Consider the following 19,465-nt stretch of genomic DNA (forward strand, 5'->3'; position numbering starts at 1 on the left):
CGGGCCCGCGCTATGAAGGAGGACGTTCTGGGTCGTCTGAGGCGGCTGCTCGGTGACGACCACCCGGCCACCCTGGATGCCAGATTCGACATTGCGGTAATGGATACGTTCCGGGGCTCCCTGATAACGGCCCGGTCGGAAGCTGACGACATCTGTCGACATCAAACCCGAATCCTGGGTGCCAGGCATCCCGACACCCAGCGGACCCGCGAATTGTCTGACTATCTGGCGTTGCGAATGGGAGGTCGAGTCAAGACCTCAGCCAAGAAGCCAAAAAGGAAGAAGTGATACGTCGGTAAGTAGGCGTAAGGCGATACCACTCCCACTTGGCGAGCAATGTCAGCTTGCCTGGGTTGGTTGTGTCATAACCGTCAAAAGCGCTGGCAGTTGGGTGCCGACTGCGTCGAACTCGACCGCATCGAGCTCGAGATGGTCGGTGCGTGACCATCCCGTCGCGGTGCCTAGTCGATCTGCGCACGATCCAGGCGGAGGCGTGGATCGGCGGGTCCGGCGCAACCCGCGACGAAGGCTGCGAAGTCGGTGGGCACTGCGCCAGATCCCGTCAACGTCAGCTTGATGGGCGGGGACGTCTGTCAACGGCGAGGTCTGCGATCGCCTTTCCGAGGCGGGCCGCGCGGGTCTCCGGGTTCACGGCCTTCAGCAGCGGAAGCATCACCAGGTACTGGTCGGTCTTGCCGAGCTGCCCGAAAAAGTCGGCGGCGGCCGGGTTCGCGGCCAGCGCGGCGGCGAGGTCTGGAGGCACGGTCGCGTCGCTCTGCTTGACATAGGCGGCGTCCCAGCGCCCGTCGGCCTTGGCCGCCTCGACCTCGGCCAGGCCCGGCGCGCGCATCCGCCCCTGCGCCATGAGTGCCTCCACGCGCTCCACGTTGACCCGCGACCACGAGCCCTTGGGCCTGCGGCGGGAGTATCGCTGCAGGAAGTGGTCGGCGTCGAGGGACTTGCGCACGCTGTCGATCCAGCCGTAGCAGTGGGCCACGTCGGCCGCCTCGGTCACGCTGATCGCGGGCTGCCGCGAGTTCTTCTTGCGGACCTTCAGCCACGCGCCGTCGGGGCTGCCGTGATGCTCGGCCAGCCAGGCCTCCCACTGGTCCGCATGCTCGAAGCTGAGGTTCTCCACACCGGCGACCATATGCGCCACCGCTGACAGGAATCGAGATCGCCGCAGCACCCGTCCGGCCCGCCCCGCGCGAGGCGGGCCGGACGGGTGCGTGTTAACAAGGTGCCCTTCCTCTACGTAAACCGTTAAGAAGGTGCCCTTCCTTGCGATGGGGTCAGCGGGTGGTGCAGAGGGTGCCGTTGAGTTTGAACAGGGGTGGGAGGACGTTGGGGCCCTGGTAGTTGCCGACGTAGCCGACGTTCACCGTGGCGCCGGGGGCGATGAGCTTGTTGAAGTCGGCGTTGGCGACGGTGACCGTCGAGCCGGTCTGCGTCCAGGTGCCGTTCCAGCCGCTGCCGAGCTGCTGCCAGGCGGTGGGCCAGCTGAACGCCAGGGTCCACGTGTCCACCGGGTTGGTGCCGGTGTTCGTGATGTCGACGCTGCCGACGTACCCGTTGCCCCAGTTGCTGGCGTCGGTCAGGGTGACCGCGCACGGTGCGGCGGTGGGCGTGCCGGTCTGGAAGGTCACCGGCGGCGAGGCCCAGGAGACCCGGCCGGAACCGTCCCGCGCGATGACGTTGGCCGTGTAGCGGGTGCCCGGGGTGAGGTTGTGCACGGTGAACGTGGTCCCCGTGGTCTCGCCCCACTGCTCGCTGATCGTGCCGAGCTGCCGGTGGATCTCGTACTTGAGCCCGGCGGCCCCGGCCGGCCAGGTGAGCGTGGTGCTCGTGGCCGAGACCGCGGACGCGACCGGGCGACCCGGCGTCGCCGGGCGGGCGGTCGCCGCCGCCGGGCGCAGGACCAGCGTCGTCAGCGAGTTCGGCGCGAGCGTCACCGAGGTGGCGCTGCCGGTGCCGGTCGTGATCGCGGTGTCGCCGTTGCCGAAGGTGTGCACCTGGGCGGTCGCGGCGGGGGAGTATCCGGCGTAGTTCAGGCTGACCTGCTTGCTCGCCGCCTCGTCGGTGTTGACGAGCAGCACCGCGAGGTCGCCGTTGGCGCGGCGGGCGGCGTGCGCCCGGATCGCCGGGTCGGAGGCGCCCGCCCGGACCAGCTGGTCGCCGGCCTTGACGAAACGAGAGGTCATGGCCAGCCCGAAGTAAGGGGCGAACGGGGTGTTCAGCGGCGGTTGGCAGACCGTGCCGTCGCTGTTGCAGTTGGCGCTGGAGAGCAGGCCCCAGTCGCCGTAGTCGGTGTGCCCGCCGACCTCGGACACGGTGCCCATGCCGTTGTGCACGTTCCACCAGTCGATGTTGAACACGCCCGCGGCGATCAGGCTCGCGTAGGCGTCCGCGGCGAACAGCGCGCCGGGCTGCGTGTTCTGGCCGTACCCGGTGTTGATCTCAGTGAGCGCGATGCCGAGGTTCTTGCCCGCGTACCGGTCGATCTGCCGGCGGGCCAGCCAGACCGCGTCGGTCACCTGCGCGGTCTTGGACAGCGCCTCGGCCGAGGAGGAGCCGCCCGGATACCAGTGCAGGATCGCGAAGTCGACGGACGGGCCCGCGATGGAGAGCACGACCTGGTTCCAGGTCCCGGCGTCACCGGAGCCGACGATGCCGTCGGGCCAGTTGCCCGGCGTGGTCAGCACAATGCCGATCTTGATGGTGGGGTCGACGGCCTTCATCGCCTCGGCGTACTGCTTGGCGACCGTGGCGTAGCCCGCCGGGCTCTTGTCGGCGTGGTCGTCGGCCTCCCAGTTCGCGCCGTAGTGGCCGTTGCCGTACAGCTCGTTGCCGATCTCCCAGTACTTCACGCCGTAGTTCTTCTCGACGTTGGCGTAGCGCACCCAGCCGGCGGCCTCCTCCGGCGTGCCGGTGCCGTAGTTGGCGATCACCATGGCCTGCGCGCCGGCCCGTTTCACGCCTCCCATGAAGGTGTCGAAGTCGGTGTCGGGGGCGACGTAACCGCCGGGCGCGGTGTGGGTCTCCCAGTGGTAGATGTCGGAGTAGGACCCGCCGGGGTAGCGCATGGTCTGCACGCCGGCGTTCTTCATCAGGTCGGCGACCGCGTTCGTGCCCAGCTGCGAGTCCCAGACGGCGTGGTTGACGCCGATCGCGGCGTCCCCGGCGGACTCCAGCCCGGCGCGGGCGTTGACGGTCACGGTCACGGCGGGCTCGGCGCTCGCCTGGCCCGGGACGGTGAGGGTGGCCGCTGCCAGCGTGCACGCCAGCAGGGCGATGCGGCTCTTTCTCATCGTCGGACCTCCTTTCGGGAGTGGTGAGTGGAAGCGCTCCCAAGAGTCGTACGACCGTCGATCGATGTCAACCGTCCGACCCGGACGGTTGTGCTGGCAGATCAACGTCGCTGCATCGAAAGCGGGCGATGAAGGACTTAGATTGACGGCACCCTATCCCACCTCGTCGGAGGTATCCCGTGAAACTCCGTCGCACCCTCGTGGCGCTGCTCACCGCCGTCGCGGCGATCGGCGTCGCCGCCGTCGCGCAGGCCCCGGCCGCGCACGCCGCCACGCCCGACCGCTGGGCGTTCGCGTTCATGGACAACCCGGTCCCGCCGGCCGCCTACCTGATGGACCCGACCCGGCAGTGGAAGAGCGACAACATCCCCAACAGCACGGTCAGCCCGCTGGTCGTCGGCCGCTACCGGGTGAAGTTCCCGAGCATCGCCTCGGCCAACGGCGTCGCCCACGTCACCGCCGTCGCCGGTGACCCGCGCTGGTGCCAGGTCTGGAACTACTACGCCTCCGGGGCGGACCAGATCGTCGAGGTCCAGTGCTACAAGTACACCGGGGCGGTGATCAGCCCCGACTGGTCGGCGTTCACGGTCATGTACTCGACCAGCTCCGGCCCGCTCGTCGGCCCCGGCACGTACGCCTACGTGCAGGGCAAGTCCACCGGCGGCACCAACACGTCGTACAACCCGTTCGGTCTGGTCAACACGGTCACCCACGGCGGCATCGGCACCGGCGTCTACAAGGTCTGGCTGCCCGGCGTCAGCACCGGGCTGCAGGACGGCAACCTGCAGGTGACCGCGCAGCACCCGAACAGCCCGCGCCGCTGCAAGGTCGACAACTGGATCCCCGGCGGCGGTGGCCTGGACGTCGTCGTACGCTGCTACGACCACGTCGGCGCGCCCGCCGACAGCTGGTTCGACCTGACGTACCACCGCGAGCGCTCGGTCTACGGGGCGTTCAACGCGCCGAAGTACTTCGCCTACCTGTGGAGCAACGGTTTCCCCGGCCCGTCCGCCTACAGCTCGGTCGGCTCGGTCATCGTCTCGACCCCGGCGGGCCCGAATCTGCAGTACGTCGAGTTCCACAAGGTCGGGTTCCGCGAGGGCCACGTGCAGGTCACCGGTTACCGCAGCGGCGCGAGCTACTGCAACCTGCAGAACGTCTGGCTGCTCTCGGGCGCGGTGGTGATCGTCCGCAACGTCATCTGCTGGAGCGCCGCGGGCACTCCGGTGATGCCGGAGTTCTTCATCAGCTACAGCTCCCGGGTCTGAACCGGAGCGGTCGTCCGGTGGCGTACCTCCTCGCCGGCCACCGGACGGCCGTCACGGGCTACGCGCTCGTCTTCGAGCCCAGCACCGCCCGCAGTGCCCAGAGCACGCCGATGGTGATGCCGCCGATGGCGGCGAACTTTCCCACGAAGTCCGCGCCGGAGATCGCGAGGATCGCGATGGTGGCGCCGTACACGATCGACAGCGCGATGAGCGCCCGGGAGGTGATGTTCTGCATGCCCGGCACTGTCTCATATCGATGCCAGGTAGCGCACTACCCGATCTACGCGCTCGCCCCGGTTCAGGTCCTGGATGGTGTCGGGGTCGGCGCGGCGGGCGGCGGAGCCGGGACCGAGGGCGGCGCGGCGGGCGGCCTCGTCGGCACGACCGGTGGGACCGGCGCCGGCGGCGGCGGGAACTGACGGTCGCGGTCCCACCACTCGGGGCGCTCGTGCCACCGGTCGCGGTCGCGGTGGTACCAGCTGTCCTCCATACGCTCGTGGCGTACGGCGTGGGCGGCCGCGACCAGGGCCGCGCCGACGCACCCGGTCAGGCAGGACCCGGCCAGGAACGCCCCGACCAGCGCGAGGGCGAACCTGCCGGAGGACTCGCGCCGCGCCGGGCGGGGAGCGACGGGTTCCTCGGCGGTCGTGTCGGGCTCATCGGTCATGCCTCCATGGTGGGCCAGAACCCCCACCCGGTCAGCCGGCACCGCATTTCAGAGCCCCCTGAGGCGCAATACCACCACCGTGACAACCCGCTAGGGGCCGCAACTCTTTAAGAGTTGCGGCCCTGGTGGCGGGGGGTCAGGGGGTGGGGGGTTCGTCGCGGGCGTGGCGGGGGAGGAGGAAGGCGGCGAGGGAGGTCACGGCGAGCAGGGCGGCGACGACCCAGAGGACCAGGCGCATCGCGTCGGCGAAGGAGGCCGGGTCGGGGCCGAGCGGGCCGAAGCCGGCGTGGTTGAAGAACAGCGTGCCGAGCAGGGCGATGCCGACCGCGCTGCCGAGCTGCTGCACCGCGGTGAGGGTGCCCGACGCCGAGCCCGTCTCGTGCGGTTGCACCCCGGCCAGGATGATGTCGAAGAACGGGGCCATGACCAGGCCCATGCCGAGACCGAAGACGCCGAGCGCGGGCGAGAGCTGCCACGGGGCGACGCCGACCCCGGCCAGGTCGAGGGTGATCACGAAGCCGACCGTGGCGGCGGCCATCACGGCCAGGCCCAGGTGCAGCAGGCGGCGGCCGAGCCTGCGGGTGAGGCCCGCGCCACCGGCGACACCGAAGCCGATGACGATGCCCAGCGACTGCGGCACCCCGGCCAGACCGGCCTTCAGCGGGCTGTAGCCGAGGCCGAGCTGGACGTACAGGCTGAAGGCCAGGCCGAAGCCGATCATGCCGGAGAAGAAGGCGAGCCCGGCGACCAGTCCGCCGGTGAACGCGCGGCGGCGGAACAGCGACGGCTCGACCAGCGGGTCGCCGCCGGCGCGGCGGCGGGCGATCTGCTGGCGGCCGAACAGGGCGAACACCGGCAGGCCGGCGGCCATCATGGCGAAGGTCCAGGCGGGCCAGCCGAGCTCGCGGCCCTGCACGAGGGGGTACAGCAGCAGCAGCGCGGCCGCGCTGACCAGGGCGACACCGGTCAGGTCGAGCCGGGACGCGTGCTCGGAGCGGGACTCCGGCAGGAACTTGGCCGCGCCGAGCAGGGCGAGCAGGCCGAGCGGGAGGTTGATGAGGAAGATCATGCGCCACCCGGTGCCGAGCAGGTCGGCGTCGACCAGCCAGCCCGCCAGGATCGGGCCGCCGACCGCGGACAGGCCCATGACCGGCCCGAACGCGCCGAAGGCGGTGCCTACCTCCTTGGGCGGGAACATCTCCTTGATCAGGCCGAGGCCCTGCGGGAGCAGCACCGCGCCGAGCAGGCCCTGCAGCACGCGCGCGCCGATCAGCAGCTCGGGGGTGGTGGCCACCGCGCACAGCGCCGACGCGGCGACGAAGCCGGCCGCGCCGATCATGAACATGCGCTTGCGGCCGTAGAGATCGCCGAGGCGGCCGCCGGTGATCAGGCCCACCGCCATGGCCAGGGTGTAGCCGGCGCCGAGCCACTGGATCAGGCTCTCGGAGCCGCCCAGCTCGGCTTGGATCGAGGGGCCCGCGATGGTGGTCACCAGCGCGTCGAGCAGGTCCATCACCTCGGCGGCGAGGATGACGAACAGGGCGGCCCAACGCCAGCGGTACGCCGCGGGCTGGGTATCGGGTGGAGCGGTGTCGTCGAGGACGGTCACGGGTCGCCTCCGGGCAGGATCGAACGGTGTTCGCTTGACGAACACTGTTCTACACAGCGAACAGCGTTCGCGTCAAGTACGATGTGCGCCATGTCCGAGATCCCGCCTCCGCCCTGGCGTGCCTCGCGCCGCAGCGCAGCGCCCCGCAAGCCGCTCAGCCGGGACGCGATCGTGGACGCGGCGCTCAGCCTGCTCGACCGCGAGGGCCTGGACGCGGTGAGCATGCGGCGGGTGGCCGAGGAGCTGAACACCGGCGCCGCCTCGCTGTACGCGCACGTGGCGAACAAGGACGAGCTGCTGGAGCTGGCGTACGACCGGGTGCTCGGCGAGATCCGGCTGCCCGAACCGGACCCGGCACGCTGGCGCGCGCAGATCCGCGAGATCGCCCAGGAGTCCTACCGGGTGCTCGCCGCGCACAGCGACATCGCCCGGGTCAGCCTCGCCAACGTGCCGACCGGCCCGAACTCGGTGCGCGTGGCCGAGGCCATGCTCGGCGTGCTGATCAGCGGCGGCGTGCCGCCCCAGCAGGCGGCCTGGGCGGTGGACCGGATCGCGCTGTACATCAGCGCCGACGCGTACGAGGGCTCGCTCTACCAGAGCCGGCAGCGGGCCAGCGGCAAGCCGGTCGACGAGTTCGTCGCCGACTTCTTCGGCCAGGTCCACGACTACTACCGCACCCTGCCCCCGGCCCGCTTCCCGTACCTGTACGAGCACGCCGACGTGCTCGTACAGGGCGACGGGGAGGTGCGGTTCGAGTTCGGGCTGGAGCTGCTGATCAGCGGCCTGGACCGGTTCCTGCCCGGGGCGGGCTGAACCGGGTCACGCGGCGGCGGCGCGCCTGCGCTTCTTGGGCTTGCTGCGCGGTCCCTCGTCGGCCAGGCCCAGGGCCGCCCACTCCTCCGGCGTCATGATGCGCTTGCCTGCCACGGCGACCGGCGGTGCCGGTGGCGCGACCGGTTCGGGCGCCGGGGTGCTCTTCGGCTGCTTGGACTTGGCCGGTTTGGCCGCGGTCGCGGCGGCCCGGACCCGCTCGGTCTCCCCGGCCAGGCTGATCAGCTTGCGGACCCGGGGCACGGCCGCCAGGTTGGTCTTCTTGGCCACCTCGTCGAGCGGCACGCCGGAGACGGCGAGGTCGGCCAGGGCGCGGCCGCGTTCGCGCTGGATCGCCGCGACGATGCCCTCGAACAGGACCTGCTGGTGGGTGAGGTCGGCGTAGCGTTGCAGCGGGTCGGGCTCGCTCAGCGCGTACGCGCAGAGGTTGCGCACCATGCCGTTGATCTCGGCGGTGGTGACGGTGTATCCCTCGGTCGTCGGGTCGGTCATCGACGGCTCCTTTCACCGCGCGACGACGAGCGCTCGTCCGGCGGCGATGGGACTGTATCGGCACCCGGCGACCTCCGGCGAGCGACGGCGGGGCTCACCGCGCGATCATGCCTGCCGACAGGTCGATGTCCGCGCCGGTCAGGCCCGGCATGCGCAGCATGGCGACGGCGGCCGCGCCGACCTCCTCCTCGGTGACCATGCGCTGCAGCGCGGCCCGGGACACGAACGCCTGCTCGGCCTCTGCCTCGGTGACGCCGGTGCGCTGCGCCTCCAGCCGGAAGTTGCGGGTCATGCGCGCGCCCGCGACCGGCCCGGGGGAGAGGCTGTTGACGGCGACGCCGAGCGTGCCGACCTCGTGCGCCAGGGTCACGGTCAGCCCGAGCACCGCCATCTTCGACGCCGTGTACGGCGTGCGCCGCGCCAGCGGCCGCTTGCCGCTCACCGACGCGACGTTGATGACGTCGCCCCGCCCGGCGGCGGTCATCGCGGGCAGGAAAGCCCGGCACATCAGGTAGACCCCGCGCACGTTGACGGCGAAGACCTCGTCCCAGTCGGCGGGCTCGATGTCGACGAGCGCGTCCACCGGCCCGGCGATGCCCGCATTGTTGACCAGGATGGACACGTCCTCCTCGGACAATTCGGCGCGCAGTGCCGCGACGGAGTCCGCCGCCGACGTGTCGCAGAGCGCGACCCGCACCCCGGCGGGGGCCGAGGCCAGCTCCGCCGCGACGGCGTCGAGCGTGGACCGGGTGCGCCCGGTCAGCACGACCCGTGCCCCGGCGGCCGACAGCGCGTGCGCGATCGCCCGGCCGAGGCCGTTGCCCGCCCCGGTCACCAGCGCGGTGCGCCCGGCGACCCGATCGGCGCTCACGCGGCGGCCTGCGCGGGCGACCACGGCAGCGGGTCGCCGGCGTACTTCGCGGCGCGCACGTCACCGGAGCGGGCGTGGCCCTCGAACAGCTCCACGCGGCTGGCCCGGCCGCACAACCGGCCGAGTTCGACGCTCGCGGCCGGGTCGACGACCTCCTGATAGGTCACGGTCTTGAGGTAACGACCGACCCACAGGCCACCGGTGTACCGGGCGCCGCCCCGGGTGGGCAGCGTGTGGTTGGTGCCGATGACCTTGTCGCCGTACGAGACGCAGGTGCCCTCGCCGAGGAACAGCGCGCCGTAGTCGCGCATCCGGTCCAGCGCCTCGCGCGGCCGCCGGGTGAGGACCTGGACGTGTTCACTGGCGAAGTCGTCGGCCAGCGCGTACGCCTCGGTCAGGTCGTCGACGACGATCACCTGCCCGTGGTCGCGCCAGGCCGGGGCCGCGAAGTCGCGCGTCGGCATGTCCGTCAGGATGCGTTCCACGTGCCCGATCACCTCCTGGGCGAGCGCCTCGGACGTCGTGATGAGCACGGCGGGCGAGTCGGGGCCGTGTTCGGCCTGGCTGAGCAGGTCCACCGCGACGACGAACGGGTCGGCCGCGTCGTCGGCGACGATCAGGATCTCGGTCGGCCCGGCCAGCAGGTCGATGCCGACCTCGCCGAACAGCTGCCGCTTGGCCTCGGCGACGTACGCGTTGCCGGGGCCGGTCAGGATGTCGACGGCGTCGATCGTGCCGGTGCCCAGGGCCATCGCGGCCACCGCCTGCACCCCGCCGAGCAGGTAGATCTCGTCCGCGCCGGCCAGGTGCATCGCGGCGACGGTGGCGGCGGGCACCTGCCCGCGGATCGGCGGCGTGCACGCGGCGACCCGCTCCACCCCGGCGACCTTCGCCGTCACGATGGTCATGTGCGCGGACGCGACCAGCGGATACCGGCCGCCGGGGATGTACGCCCCGGCCGCGGACACCGGGATGCTGCGCTGGCCGAGCAGCACGCCGGGCGAGGTCTCCACCTCGAAGTCGCGCAGCGACGCGCGCTGGTGCTCGGCGAACGCGCGCACGTTGCCCTGCACGGTGCGGATGTCGGCGATGACCTGGTCCGGCACCGTGCCGACGATCGCGGCGACCTGGTCGGCGTCGAGCCGGAAACGCTCGGGCTCCCAGCCGTCGAAGCGGCGGGAGTAGTCGCGCACCGCGTCGTCGCCCCGGCCGCGCACGTCGGCGATGACGGCGGCGACGGTCGCGCCGACCTCGGGGTCGGCGGTGCGGGCCGGCGCCTTCGCGGCGCGTTTGAGGTGAACCGGCATGGTGGCGCTCCTGCACGGACGGTCGGCATGGCAAGGCGAGTCTGTGACGGCTCCGCGCCATGGTCAATCAGCCGATGTCCCGCTTGTCCCGCCACGCCGCATGCTGCATTATGGAAACGGCGTTTCCAAAAGAGCTCGTCCTCCCGAGTTCGGCTCCCGGGAGGGCGGGGGTCACTGCCGGCCGGTCAGCCCAGCCGCCACTGCTGGTTGCCGCCGAGCGGGTTGCCGCAGTCCCAGATCTGCAGGCGGGTTCCGTTGGCGGTGCCGAACTCGATCGCGTCCAGGCACTTGCCGGAGTTCGGGTTGACGATCGAGCCGTTGCTGTTGACGACCCACTGCTGCGCGCCGTTGTTGAGGCACGTCCACAGCCGCACGGCCGTGCCGTTGGCGGTGCGCCCACCGGACACGTCCAGGCACTTGCCCGAGTCCAGGCTGACGAAGGTGTTGCCGACCCGCCGCCAGCGCTGGTTGTTGTTGTTCGGGAAGCAGTCCCACAGGTGCACCGGGGTGCCGTCGTTCTTGCCCCAGCCCGCCACGTCCACGCACCGGTTCGAGGCCGCGCCGCGGATCACCGACACGTCGCCGCCGCCACCGCCGCCGCCCGCGGCATCGCCGTTGACGTTGAAGTCGAACAGGTTCACGGCCAGGCCCGCGCCGCCGATCCACGGCTCGAAACCGGCCTGCACGCTGGTCATGTACCAGTTCGGGTCGATCCTGCCGCGGCTGACCGAGTCGTTGATGAAAGCCTTCAGGCTGAAGTTCGCGAACGCGTTGGCGGGCGTCGTGCGCACGTACGAGATGACGTTCCAGCCGATGTTGCCGAACCAGACGTCCCAGGTGCCGCCCTCGAGGTTGACGGTGGCGATACGCCCGCCGATGGGCTGTGGGCGGCCGCGGTGGTTGGTCCAGATCATGACCTCGGCGCCGTAGTTCTGCCCCGGCGGGTTCGGGCTCGCGTCGAACCACAGGTCGAACGCGGTGTCCCACTCACCGGAGTTGGGCGTGCTGATGTTGAACGTGGCACGGGGGTTGTTCAGCGTGTTCACCCGGGCGGGCAGGCCGCTGCCGGGAGTGCAGGCGCCGTAGTGGCAGCCCGCGTAGATGGACGGGTACGACGCGGGCGGGCCGTTGGTGGCGTTGTTGTGGTCAGCGCGGGTCACGGTGAACCCGGCGTTGGACACGTCGATGCACTGGGCCGTGCTCGCGCCCCAGCGGTTGTTCTGCACGATGTACTTGCCGCCCTGGACTGGGGCGGTGCCGTACTGCTCGCAGATGACCGGGGCGGCGGTGGCCGGCGAGGCTCCGACGGACAGCAGGGCGGCTGCCACGGCGGTGCCGAGCGCGGCGGTGACGGCGATCGGGCGGAGTCGCCACTTCATACGCGTTCTCCTTGGAGCGGGCGAGGATTCGCCGCGGAGCGGTTCGCCATGGGAGGGCTCCCACGGGCTGAAGGGCAGCGTCCATCCCGGACCGGCCAGATATCAATCAGTTTCGAAACGTCTGCGGTTCAGGGCCGGTCGTGGGCCAGCCGCTGGAACAGGATGTGGTCCTGCCACACGCCGGCGATCTGGATGTACTTCTCGGCCAGGCCGAAGCGCACGAAACCGTTGCGCTCCAGCACCTTCTGCGAGGCGAGGTTGTGCCGCAGCGTGCCCGCCTGGATGCGGTGCAGGCCCTGCTCCTCGAACGCCACCTCGATCATGCGCGCCGTCGCGGCCGAGGCGACACCCCGGCCGTTGACGTCCTGGCTCACCCAGTAACCGAGGTGGCTGTTGAGGAACGGGCCGCGCACGATGTCGTTGAGGGTGATCCGCCCGACGACACGGCCGTCGAGCAGGATCACGTGCGGCACGCACTCGCCGCGCGCGTGCCGGTCGAGCGCGCTCGCGAGCACCTCGCGCTGGCCTTCGGGGCCGAACCAGCCCTCGGGCCGCACCGGCTCGAACGGCAGGAGGAATTCCAGGTTCGCCTGGTAGAGGGCGCTGACGGTGGGGGCGTCGTCGATGGTCACGAGCCTGGTGGTGACGGTCATCCTTCCATGATCGCAAACTGGCGGCCGCCGCCCGGTCCCGGTGGGATGATCGCTGCCGACGTCGAGGCCTTCGGTCGCACAAATTGGCCGATTGATGTCGGGGATAGTGGGCATCATCGAAGGATGCTGGAAAAGCTCGACACCGTCGGCTGGGGCGGGCTGACGCACGCCTTCGGCACGGCCGAGGAGATCCCCGCCTTCATCACCGCGCTGCGCGCCGAGGACCCCGAGGCCCGCGGCGACGCCCGCGACGAACTCTGGAGCAGCCTGCTGCACGAGGGCAGGCGCTACCAGGCCGACGTTCACACGGTGCCGTTCCTCGCCGACCTGGCCGCCGACCCGTTCACCTTCGACCGGGCCGCGATCGTCGACCTGCTCACCGCGATGGCGATCGGCTCCGACCACCCGTACCTGCTGACGGGTTTCCCGATCGAGCGACTGCGGCCCTCGCCGGACGCCGTCGACGAGTCCTGGCACCTGCTCTACAGCGAGTGGAGCGGCCACACGGCCGGTGACCCGCCGGGAGACCTTGACGAGCTTCGGGTGTACGACGCGGTCCGGGCCGAACTGCCCCGCCTCGTGCGGCTGCTGGGCGACAGCGACGGCGCCGTCATCGAGGCCGCGGCCTACCTGCTGGCCTGGTTCCCGGAGGCGGCCGGCGACACCGTCGTGCCGCTGCTGGCCGTGGCCGGGCAGCGCGGCTGGCGGCGTGACCTGCGGGTGAGCGCGCTGCTCGCGGCCGGGCTGGCCGCGCGCGGTCCGGTGCCCGAGTCGGCGGTGATCGCCAGCCTGGCGCACGACGAGGACCCGGAGGTCCGCTGGGCCGCCGGGGTCGCGTGGACGCTCACCGCAGGCGCGACCGTGCCCGAGGAGGCGCGGGCCGTGCTGCGGGAGCGGGCGGGCAGCGGGATCGGGCCCGACGAGCCGGTGCTCGCTCCGTGGGGGCTGACCCGGGCCGAGTGGTCGGTGCGGCTGCTGGAACACCTCGGTGACCCGGGAGCGGCCGAGGCGCGGGCGGCTCTGGTGCGCTCGGAGGCGACCCGGCAGGCGCACGGCCCGTGGGCGCAGCGCCTCGGCGAGGCCTTCTACCTGGCGTTCGGCGACGACGGGCGGAGCAGCCCGCTGCGGTACGCCGACCTAACGCCCGCCCAGCGCTGGCTCGTCGACCACCTGGTCCGCCACCCGGACGCGCTGGTCGCCGAGCCCGACGAGGTCACCGAGCTGCTGCGCTGGTACGGGCTGCCCGACAGCCACCCGGCGCTGAGCGCGTACGCGGCATGAGGGGGTTCGCCACCGACGCGGCCGGCAGGCCGGTCCACGACATGCGCACTCTTTCGCTGTCCGGTGCCGAGTTCCGAGGAGCGTGATGCGCCCGTTCTTCCCGCCGTCTCGCCAGTTCGTGGAGAGACTCAGCGAGCTCTTCGACTTCGTTCACCCCGCCTCCGTCGCGCTCTGGAATCTGCGCTGGCAGGTCGAGGGCTTCGTGGCCGCCGTGCCGGATGCCACCGATGCGCTGCTGTCGCAGAGATTTTCGGCCGGCAGTGGAATACGAGCCAACAACCTGCGTGAGGTCTGTGTCGCCCGACCGTGGTCGAGCCAGCTCGGAGAGTTCGCGAAGGTCGTGCTGTTCAATGTCATCGCGCTGTACGAGGGGTGGGCCGAAGACGTCGCCGGCCTTGCGGGCAGCCCTTCTTCGGGCAAGGCGCTGCAGTTCCCAAGCCGGGGCCGGTACGGAAACACCAGGGACGGCGTTCGAGAGGCGCTGGCCGCGCTCGTGGCGGGAGGGTCGGCCACGATGGCCTCATGCTTCCAGCCGGTCTACCGATCGTCCGCGAAGTACAGCATCGGGTGCCTGGACGCCCTGGCGGCCTACTACAGGTATCACAAGGAAGTTCGCAATTCGCTCATTCATCGCGGCGGTGTGGCGAATGCGACCACCGTCGCCGCCTACAGCCAGGCGATCAGCCTGACCGGCGGTGACATCGGGTCGAAGGACGCGGTCAGGCTGGAGCCGGTGTCGTCGGGACAACGTGTCGAGTTGTCGCTGTTCTCGGTGATCCAACTGGCGGACGTCGTGAATCGGATGGTGCTCACGCTGGACGCCGAGCTCGTGGCCAGCCCCGTCGCGGAAGACAGGTTCGTGGCGGAGTGGAAGTCCTCCAGCCATACCAACCGGACGCTTCCGTCAGCGGTGGATCGGCGGTTGAAGAAGATCGAAGCGATGTGCGAGAAGCTCGACCTGGTCAGGCCGGTCAATGCCGGCCTGATCGACGACCTGTTGCGTGCGCGCGGGCTGGGAGTCTGACGCGTCACCCGCGGGCGGGTCTCCCGCTAGCGACGGGTGTCCCGTTTGGTGGAGGACGTGGAGCGGGGGCCGGGCAGGGTTCGGCCGGCGTGGTGCTTGCGGACCAGTTTGGTCAGGTACATCAGGGCCAGGGCGAGCACGCCCATGTCGTCGAGGTAGATCGGGTCGGGGAGCAGGTCCACGGGGAGGATGGTGTAGATCAGGGCGCCCCAGAAGGCGACCTTGCCGCCCGTGCCCAGCTCGCCGAGCATCCGCTTGGTGGCGAACAGGCGTCGGCCCAGTTTGATCGCGCCGATCAGCGTGATGACGCCGACGATCGCGACGGCGATACCGATGATGATCCAAGTATTCCGAGACACGCATGTTTTCTACCCCGCCGAGGGGTGGCTAATCCAGACTGTCCGCGGCGACCGGGCATGGTGGGTCACCGTGCCCGGTCGCCGGGATCGGTCAGTAGACGAACGGCCAGCCCGCGCTGTCCCAGCCCAGCAGGTTGATGCCGAGCCGAGCCGCACCGCTGTCCGTGTAGTAGTGGTAGAACAGCACGTCCTGGCCGTTGTCGGCGAGCACGGCCGGGTGGCCCGGCCCGTGGACCGAGCCGTGCCCGGCCAGGATCTGGGTGCCGCCGCCGGAGGTCAGCGCGGTGCCGTTGCGGTCGGTGAACGGCCCGGTCGGCGACGTGGACCGGCCGACCATGGTGCGGTAGGTGCTGGACGCGCCGCGGCAGCACAGGTCGAACGACGTGAACAGGTAGTAGTAGCCGCCGCGGCGGTACACGAACGGGGCCTCGACCGCGCCGGACGCGGTCTGCCGCTGGGCGAGCGCGCGCACCGCCGTGTCGGTGGTGGACCGCTTGCCCGTGGCCGGGTCGAGGCGTACGGACTTGATGCCCGTCCAGAACGAGCCGAAGGCGAGCCACCACTGCCCGGCGGCGTCGACGAACAGGTTCGGGTCGATGGCGTTGTAGTTCACCGCACTGCTGCTCTCGATGACCAGGCCCTGGTGGGTCCAGCTGCCGGCCGCGCCGGTGGGGCTGGTGGCCAGGAAGATCGCCGAGCGCTGCGAGCCGAACGTGGAGGCCGAGTAGTACAGCAGGAAGCGGCCGTCGCGGTAGGAGATGTCGGGGGCCCACAGGTTCGCGCCGCCGCCGGTGTACGCGGTCGTCCAGGGTGCGCCGCCGGGCCACACGACACCGGCGTCACGCCAGGCGACGCGGTCGGTCGAGGTCTTGAGCGGCAGGTTGTTGCCGGTGGTCGCGAGCAGGTACGTGCCGTTCGGGGCGCGTACCACGGCCGGGTCGTGCGCGCCGGTGGAGCCGGTGACCCGGCCCGGGGCGGGGTAGGACGGCGGCGGGACGGTCGGCGCGGCGAGGGGCAGCGCCGTGGCGCGGGTGGCGGCCTGGACGGCGGTGACGGTGGTGGCCGCGGCGGTGGTGGCGAGCACGGCGACGGCTAGGCCGAGGGCGGCGAGCCGGGACGGTCGGTGGGGCATGGCTGACTCCGATCGCGAAACGGGACGTGACGGTCCGCGTACGCGACGATCGGGGTTTCGGCACGCGGCACTGCCGCCGGCGGGGCCTGCCCTGGCCTGCCGGCGGTGACGGGGACGTGCGGTCGCTCCCGCAAGGATGCTAACCGCCATATCCGTTGATGTCGATCGATCCCGGATCACCCGATCGGGCCACGCGTGACCGGTTCGCCGTTTCCCCGCGCCGCCGACGGGGAATGGGCTGGCTGACCCCCGAAACCCCTCGTTTCCGCTGGAAAGGAAGAAGCCCATGGACTTCGGAGAGGTGCTGACCGATGCGCTGCGCTCGGTGGCGCTGTTCCTGCCCAAGGCGCTGGCCTTCGTGGCGATCCTGCTCGTCGGCTGGCTCGTCGCGCGAGGCATCCGCATGCTCGCCGACAAGGGCCTGGAACGGGTCCGGTTCGACCAGCTCGCCGCGCGCGGCGGGGTGACCGCGGCGCTGGCCCGCGGCGGCGTCGACCCGTCCGACCTGGTGGCGCGGCTGGCGTACTACGCGGTGCTGCTGTTCACGCTGCAGCTCGCGTTCGGGATCTGGGGGCCGAACCCGGTCTCCGACCTGATCAACGCCGTGGTGTCGTGGCTGCCCAAGGCGTTCGTCGCGATCGTCATCGTGGTGGTGGCCGCGGCCATCGCCTCCTGGGTCCGGGACCTGGTGACGGGCGCGCTGGGCGGGCTGTCGTACGGCCGCTTCCTGGCCACCACCGCGTCGGTGTTCATCATCGGCCTCGGCGTGATCGCGGCGCTCAACCAGATCGGCGTCGCCACCACGGTGACCATGCCGATCCTGATCGCGGTGCTGGCGACCGTAGCCGGCATCCTGATCGTGGGCGTGGGCGGCGGCCTGGTCCGCCCGATGCAGGCGCGCTGGGACACCTGGCTCGACCGGGCCGGGCAGGAGTCGACCCGGGTCGCCGAGCACGCCCGCGCCTACGCCGCCGGGCAGTCCGACGCGACCCAGGTGCTCGCGGACCGGTCCACCACCGGCACGGTGTACCCGTCGCAGCGGGCCGGCTCGGCTGCCCCGAGCCCGGCCGCTCCGAGCGCGGCCGTCCAGAGCCCGGCCGACCCGAACCTGTACCAGGCTCCGGCCGAGCCGGACGAGTACCCGGAGCCGCTGGTGCCGGGCTTCGACAGCGACCAGACGCAGCCGCTGCCGAACAACGCCGAGCGGCCGGCGCCCCGCCGTCGCTGAGCGCCGACCGGCCGATGGGCGCGGCCTTTCCGGCCGCGCCCATCGGCGGGTGTCGACCCGGCTGTCCCTCCGGCGGGTGGAGCCGGTCGGGCAGCGTTGTCCTCTGTTCGGTCATAACGGACGTCAGGCCGCATTCGTGGCCCGGATGCTGCCCTAATCTCGCGGCATGGACAACGGCCCCACCAGTCCCGAGCAAGCCCGCCAGGTGCTGGCGCGCTACGCCCGCGTCGTCGGCGATGCCGGCCGTGCCGCCGCGGCGGCCGACCCGGGCGTGCTCGCCATCCTCGACCAGGCGACGGCGAGCGTCGGCGACGCGCTCGACCCCGAGCGGCGGCCGCCCCTGGTGGAGCTCGCCTGCTACGCCGACGGGCTCACCGACAAGGCGACCGCCCTGGGCTGGAACCTGCCCGACGTCACCACCCTGGACTGGCGGCGCGCCGACCAGATCACCTGGCGGCTGGTGGCGGTGTGCGAGATCGCCGCGGCGGTGCTCGGCAGGGATGTGACCGCGGGCTGAGCAGGCAAAAGGCGGCTACGTAGGCATTGTTTGCCTGCTGTTCTCCTGATCTTGGCGCGGTGCGCGCGGGGTGTTCCCGGTCGCGGGCTTGCATGTCACGGGTAGACATGAAGGCCCATCGAAAGGCAGCTATCCGTGCACACCCCTCTCTCCCGCCGTAACCTGCTGCGCGCCGGCACCCTCGGCGGCCTCGGCATCGCGTTTGCCGGCAGCGTGCAGGCGATCGCCGGTCCCGCGTACGCCCACCCGGCCGTCCCCGGCTACGGCCCGCTGATCCCCGACCCGGCCGGCATCCTCGCCCTGCCGGAGGGCTTCTCCTACCGGATCGTCGCCGAGGCCGGCAAGACCCTGCTGTCGACCGGCGAGCCCACCCCGAGCGACCCCGACGGCACCGCCTGCTTCGGCACCCGCCGCGGCTTCACCCTGGTCAACAACCACGAGGTCGGCGGCGACGAGCCGTTCCGGGTCCCGACCCGGCCCGGCTTCACCTTCGACCCGGGCGCGGGCGGCGGCACCACCAACATCGAGGTCGACCACCACGGCAACCGGGTCCGGCAGTACGTCAGCCTGGCCGGCACGCACAACAACTGCGCCGGCGGCATCACCCCGTGGGGCACCTGGCTGACCTGCGAGGAGACCGAGCAGCGCAAGGGCGGGCAGTTCCAGCAGGACCACGGCTGGGTGTTCGAGGTCGACCCGTTCGACTCCGAGGCCAACCTCGACCCGGTGCCGCTGAAGTTCCTCGGCCGGTACTCGCACGAGGCCGTCGCCGTCGACCCGAAGACCGACGAGATCTACCTGACCGAGGACGCCAGCGGCCCGAACGGGCTCTACTTCCGCTGGGTCCCGCCGAAGGGCTTCAAGGGCCGCGACGGCGCGCTGCGCAAGCTCGCCCTCAGCGAGGGCGGCGACACCGCCGGCCGCCTGCAGGCGCTGAAGGCGACCCTCGACGGCCTGCACATCACCGACCTGTCCGCGGCCACCGAGCCCGGCACGAAGTACAAGGTGACCTGGGTGGACGTGCCGGACCGGCTGGCCGCCACGGTCTCGGTGCGCAAGCAGTTCACCAACGACCAGGTCACCCGCGCCCGCAAGCTCGAAGGCCAGTGGTACGGCGACGGCGGCGTGTACTTCGTCTCCAGCTACGCCCGGATCACCGACGGCAGCGTGCACGAGCACGACGGCCAGGTGTGGTTCTACGACCCGAAGCGCGAGACGATCGAGCTCAAGACCATCTTCGGGGTGAACCCGGACCCGAAGGCCGAGGGCCATTACGACGGCCCGGACAACATCACCGTCTCGCCGTACGGCGGCATCATCCTCGCCGAGGACGGCGAGGGCCTGTCGCACCTGGTCGGCGTGAGCGACAAGGGCGTCACCTACCCGCTGGCCCGCAACGAGATCAGCGACAGCGAGTTCACCGGGCCGACGTTCAGCCAGGACGGCCGGATCCTGTTCGCCGGCATCCAGGCCGACGGCCTGGTCGTCGCGATCACCGGCCCGTGGGGCAAGGGCCACGGGCACGGTCACTGATCCATC

Annotated in this window: 20 protein-coding genes; 8 read left to right on the forward strand and 12 right to left on the reverse strand. The window is 71.3% G+C overall.

All coding sequences use genetic code 11. The annotated features are described in order from the left end of the window. The coding region (locus Cco03nite_RS25320) for a hypothetical protein (RefSeq protein ID WP_373314321.1) at window positions 1-288 on the forward strand (288 nt) is incomplete at its 5' end. A gap of 280 nt (window positions 289-568) precedes the next feature. Here Cco03nite_RS25320 and Cco03nite_RS25325 read toward each other — a convergent pair. Together Cco03nite_RS25325 and Cco03nite_RS25330 are read right to left on the reverse strand one after the other, a co-directional pair. Next, on the reverse strand, window positions 569-1,138 hold the full coding sequence (locus Cco03nite_RS25325) for a YdeI/OmpD-associated family protein (protein WP_239167651.1): 570 nt from the start codon (window positions 1,136-1,138) through the stop codon (window positions 569-571). 154 nt (window positions 1,139-1,292) lie between these two features. Next, the gene (locus Cco03nite_RS25330; protein ID WP_203694706.1) at window positions 1,293-3,308 is read right to left on the reverse strand and encodes a cellulose binding domain-containing protein; all 2,016 of its coding nucleotides are present in this window, start codon (window positions 3,306-3,308) and stop codon (window positions 1,293-1,295) included. A 179-nt stretch (window positions 3,309-3,487) separates the two neighbouring features. Here Cco03nite_RS25330 and Cco03nite_RS25335 point away from each other — a divergent pair, with 179 nt between their 5' ends. Further along, window positions 3,488-4,576 carry a hypothetical protein gene (locus Cco03nite_RS25335; RefSeq protein ID WP_203694707.1) on the forward strand — a complete coding sequence of 363 codons (1,089 nt, stop codon included), beginning with the start codon at window positions 3,488-3,490 and terminating at the stop codon, window positions 4,574-4,576. Window positions 4,577-4,634: 58 nt separating this feature from the next. Here the strand turns inward: Cco03nite_RS25335 and Cco03nite_RS25340 are convergent, their stop codons facing one another. The 3 genes from Cco03nite_RS25340 to Cco03nite_RS25350 form a co-directional block, all read right to left on the reverse strand. Beyond that, a complete protein-coding gene (locus tag Cco03nite_RS25340) occupies window positions 4,635-4,811 on the reverse strand; it encodes a hypothetical protein (protein WP_203694708.1) in 177 nt (58 codons plus the stop codon). A 63-nt stretch (window positions 4,812-4,874) separates the two neighbouring features. Then, on the reverse strand, window positions 4,875-5,243 hold the full coding sequence (locus tag Cco03nite_RS25345; RefSeq protein ID WP_203694709.1) for a hypothetical protein: 369 nt from the start codon (window positions 5,241-5,243) through the stop codon (window positions 4,875-4,877). 136 nt (window positions 5,244-5,379) lie between these two features. After that, window positions 5,380-6,852, reverse strand: coding sequence for an MFS transporter (locus Cco03nite_RS25350; RefSeq protein WP_275412073.1), 1,473 nt, complete (start codon window positions 6,850-6,852; stop codon window positions 5,380-5,382). A 90-nt stretch (window positions 6,853-6,942) separates the two neighbouring features. Between Cco03nite_RS25350 and Cco03nite_RS25355 the strand changes: the two genes are divergently transcribed. Then, window positions 6,943-7,665: a TetR/AcrR family transcriptional regulator gene (locus Cco03nite_RS25355; protein ID WP_203694710.1), complete on the forward strand. Its 723-nt coding sequence runs from the start codon at window positions 6,943-6,945 to the stop codon at window positions 7,663-7,665. Window positions 7,666-7,671: 6 nt separating this feature from the next. Here Cco03nite_RS25355 and Cco03nite_RS25360 read toward each other — a convergent pair whose 3' ends face one another. From Cco03nite_RS25360 to Cco03nite_RS25380, 5 genes are all read right to left on the reverse strand, one after another. Further along, the gene (locus Cco03nite_RS25360; protein WP_203694711.1) at window positions 7,672-8,175 is read right to left on the reverse strand and encodes a hypothetical protein; all 504 of its coding nucleotides are present in this window, start codon (window positions 8,173-8,175) and stop codon (window positions 7,672-7,674) included. Between the two features lie 94 nt (window positions 8,176-8,269). Beyond that, complete coding sequence (locus tag Cco03nite_RS25365) at window positions 8,270-9,046, reverse strand: SDR family NAD(P)-dependent oxidoreductase (protein ID WP_203694712.1); 777 nt, start codon at window positions 9,044-9,046, stop codon at window positions 8,270-8,272. Then, window positions 9,043-10,353, reverse strand: coding sequence for a histidinol dehydrogenase (gene hisD, locus Cco03nite_RS25370; protein WP_203694713.1), 1,311 nt, complete (start codon window positions 10,351-10,353; stop codon window positions 9,043-9,045). Before hisD ends, Cco03nite_RS25365 begins: the two co-directional genes overlap by 4 nt. Before the next feature lie 185 nt (window positions 10,354-10,538). Then, on the reverse strand, window positions 10,539-11,732 hold the full coding sequence (locus tag Cco03nite_RS25375) for an RICIN domain-containing protein (protein ID WP_203694714.1): 1,194 nt from the start codon (window positions 11,730-11,732) through the stop codon (window positions 10,539-10,541). Window positions 11,733-11,860: 128 nt separating this feature from the next. Continuing rightward, complete coding sequence (locus tag Cco03nite_RS25380) at window positions 11,861-12,385, reverse strand: GNAT family N-acetyltransferase (RefSeq protein ID WP_203694715.1); 525 nt, start codon at window positions 12,383-12,385, stop codon at window positions 11,861-11,863. A gap of 123 nt (window positions 12,386-12,508) precedes the next feature. Here Cco03nite_RS25380 and Cco03nite_RS25385 point away from each other — a divergent pair, with 123 nt between their 5' ends. Further along, a complete protein-coding gene (locus Cco03nite_RS25385; RefSeq protein WP_203694716.1) occupies window positions 12,509-13,666 on the forward strand; it encodes a hypothetical protein in 1,158 nt (385 codons plus the stop codon). Window positions 13,667-13,751: 85 nt separating this feature from the next. Then, on the forward strand, window positions 13,752-14,690 hold the full coding sequence (locus Cco03nite_RS25390) for a hypothetical protein (RefSeq protein ID WP_203694717.1): 939 nt from the start codon (window positions 13,752-13,754) through the stop codon (window positions 14,688-14,690). A gap of 26 nt (window positions 14,691-14,716) precedes the next feature. Here the strand turns inward: Cco03nite_RS25390 and Cco03nite_RS25395 are convergent, their stop codons facing one another. Together Cco03nite_RS25395 and Cco03nite_RS25400 are read right to left on the reverse strand one after the other, a co-directional pair. Then, the gene (locus tag Cco03nite_RS25395; protein ID WP_203694718.1) at window positions 14,717-15,049 is read right to left on the reverse strand and encodes a YkvA family protein; all 333 of its coding nucleotides are present in this window, start codon (window positions 15,047-15,049) and stop codon (window positions 14,717-14,719) included. A 91-nt stretch (window positions 15,050-15,140) separates the two neighbouring features. Continuing rightward, a complete protein-coding gene (locus Cco03nite_RS25400; protein WP_203694719.1) occupies window positions 15,141-16,181 on the reverse strand; it encodes an arabinan endo-1,5-alpha-L-arabinosidase in 1,041 nt (346 codons plus the stop codon). 286 nt (window positions 16,182-16,467) lie between these two features. Between Cco03nite_RS25400 and Cco03nite_RS25405 the strand changes: the two genes are divergently transcribed. The 3 genes from Cco03nite_RS25405 to Cco03nite_RS25415 all read left to right on the forward strand — a co-directional run bounded on the left by Cco03nite_RS25405 (window position 16,468) and on the right by Cco03nite_RS25415 (window position 19,459). Then, the gene (locus Cco03nite_RS25405; RefSeq protein ID WP_203694720.1) at window positions 16,468-17,409 is read left to right on the forward strand and encodes a mechanosensitive ion channel family protein; all 942 of its coding nucleotides are present in this window, start codon (window positions 16,468-16,470) and stop codon (window positions 17,407-17,409) included. Between the two features lie 166 nt (window positions 17,410-17,575). Further along, window positions 17,576-17,926, forward strand: a complete 351-nt coding sequence (locus Cco03nite_RS25410; RefSeq protein ID WP_203694721.1) for a DUF6401 family natural product biosynthesis protein — start codon at window positions 17,576-17,578, stop codon at window positions 17,924-17,926. 135 nt (window positions 17,927-18,061) lie between these two features. Continuing rightward, a complete protein-coding gene (locus tag Cco03nite_RS25415; protein ID WP_203694722.1) occupies window positions 18,062-19,459 on the forward strand; it encodes an alkaline phosphatase PhoX in 1,398 nt (465 codons plus the stop codon). Window positions 19,460-19,465 lie beyond the last annotated feature (6 nt).

It is taken from the genome of Catellatospora coxensis (assembly GCF_016862635.1).
Classification (GTDB): Bacteria; Actinomycetota; Actinomycetes; order Mycobacteriales; family Micromonosporaceae; genus Catellatospora; species Catellatospora coxensis.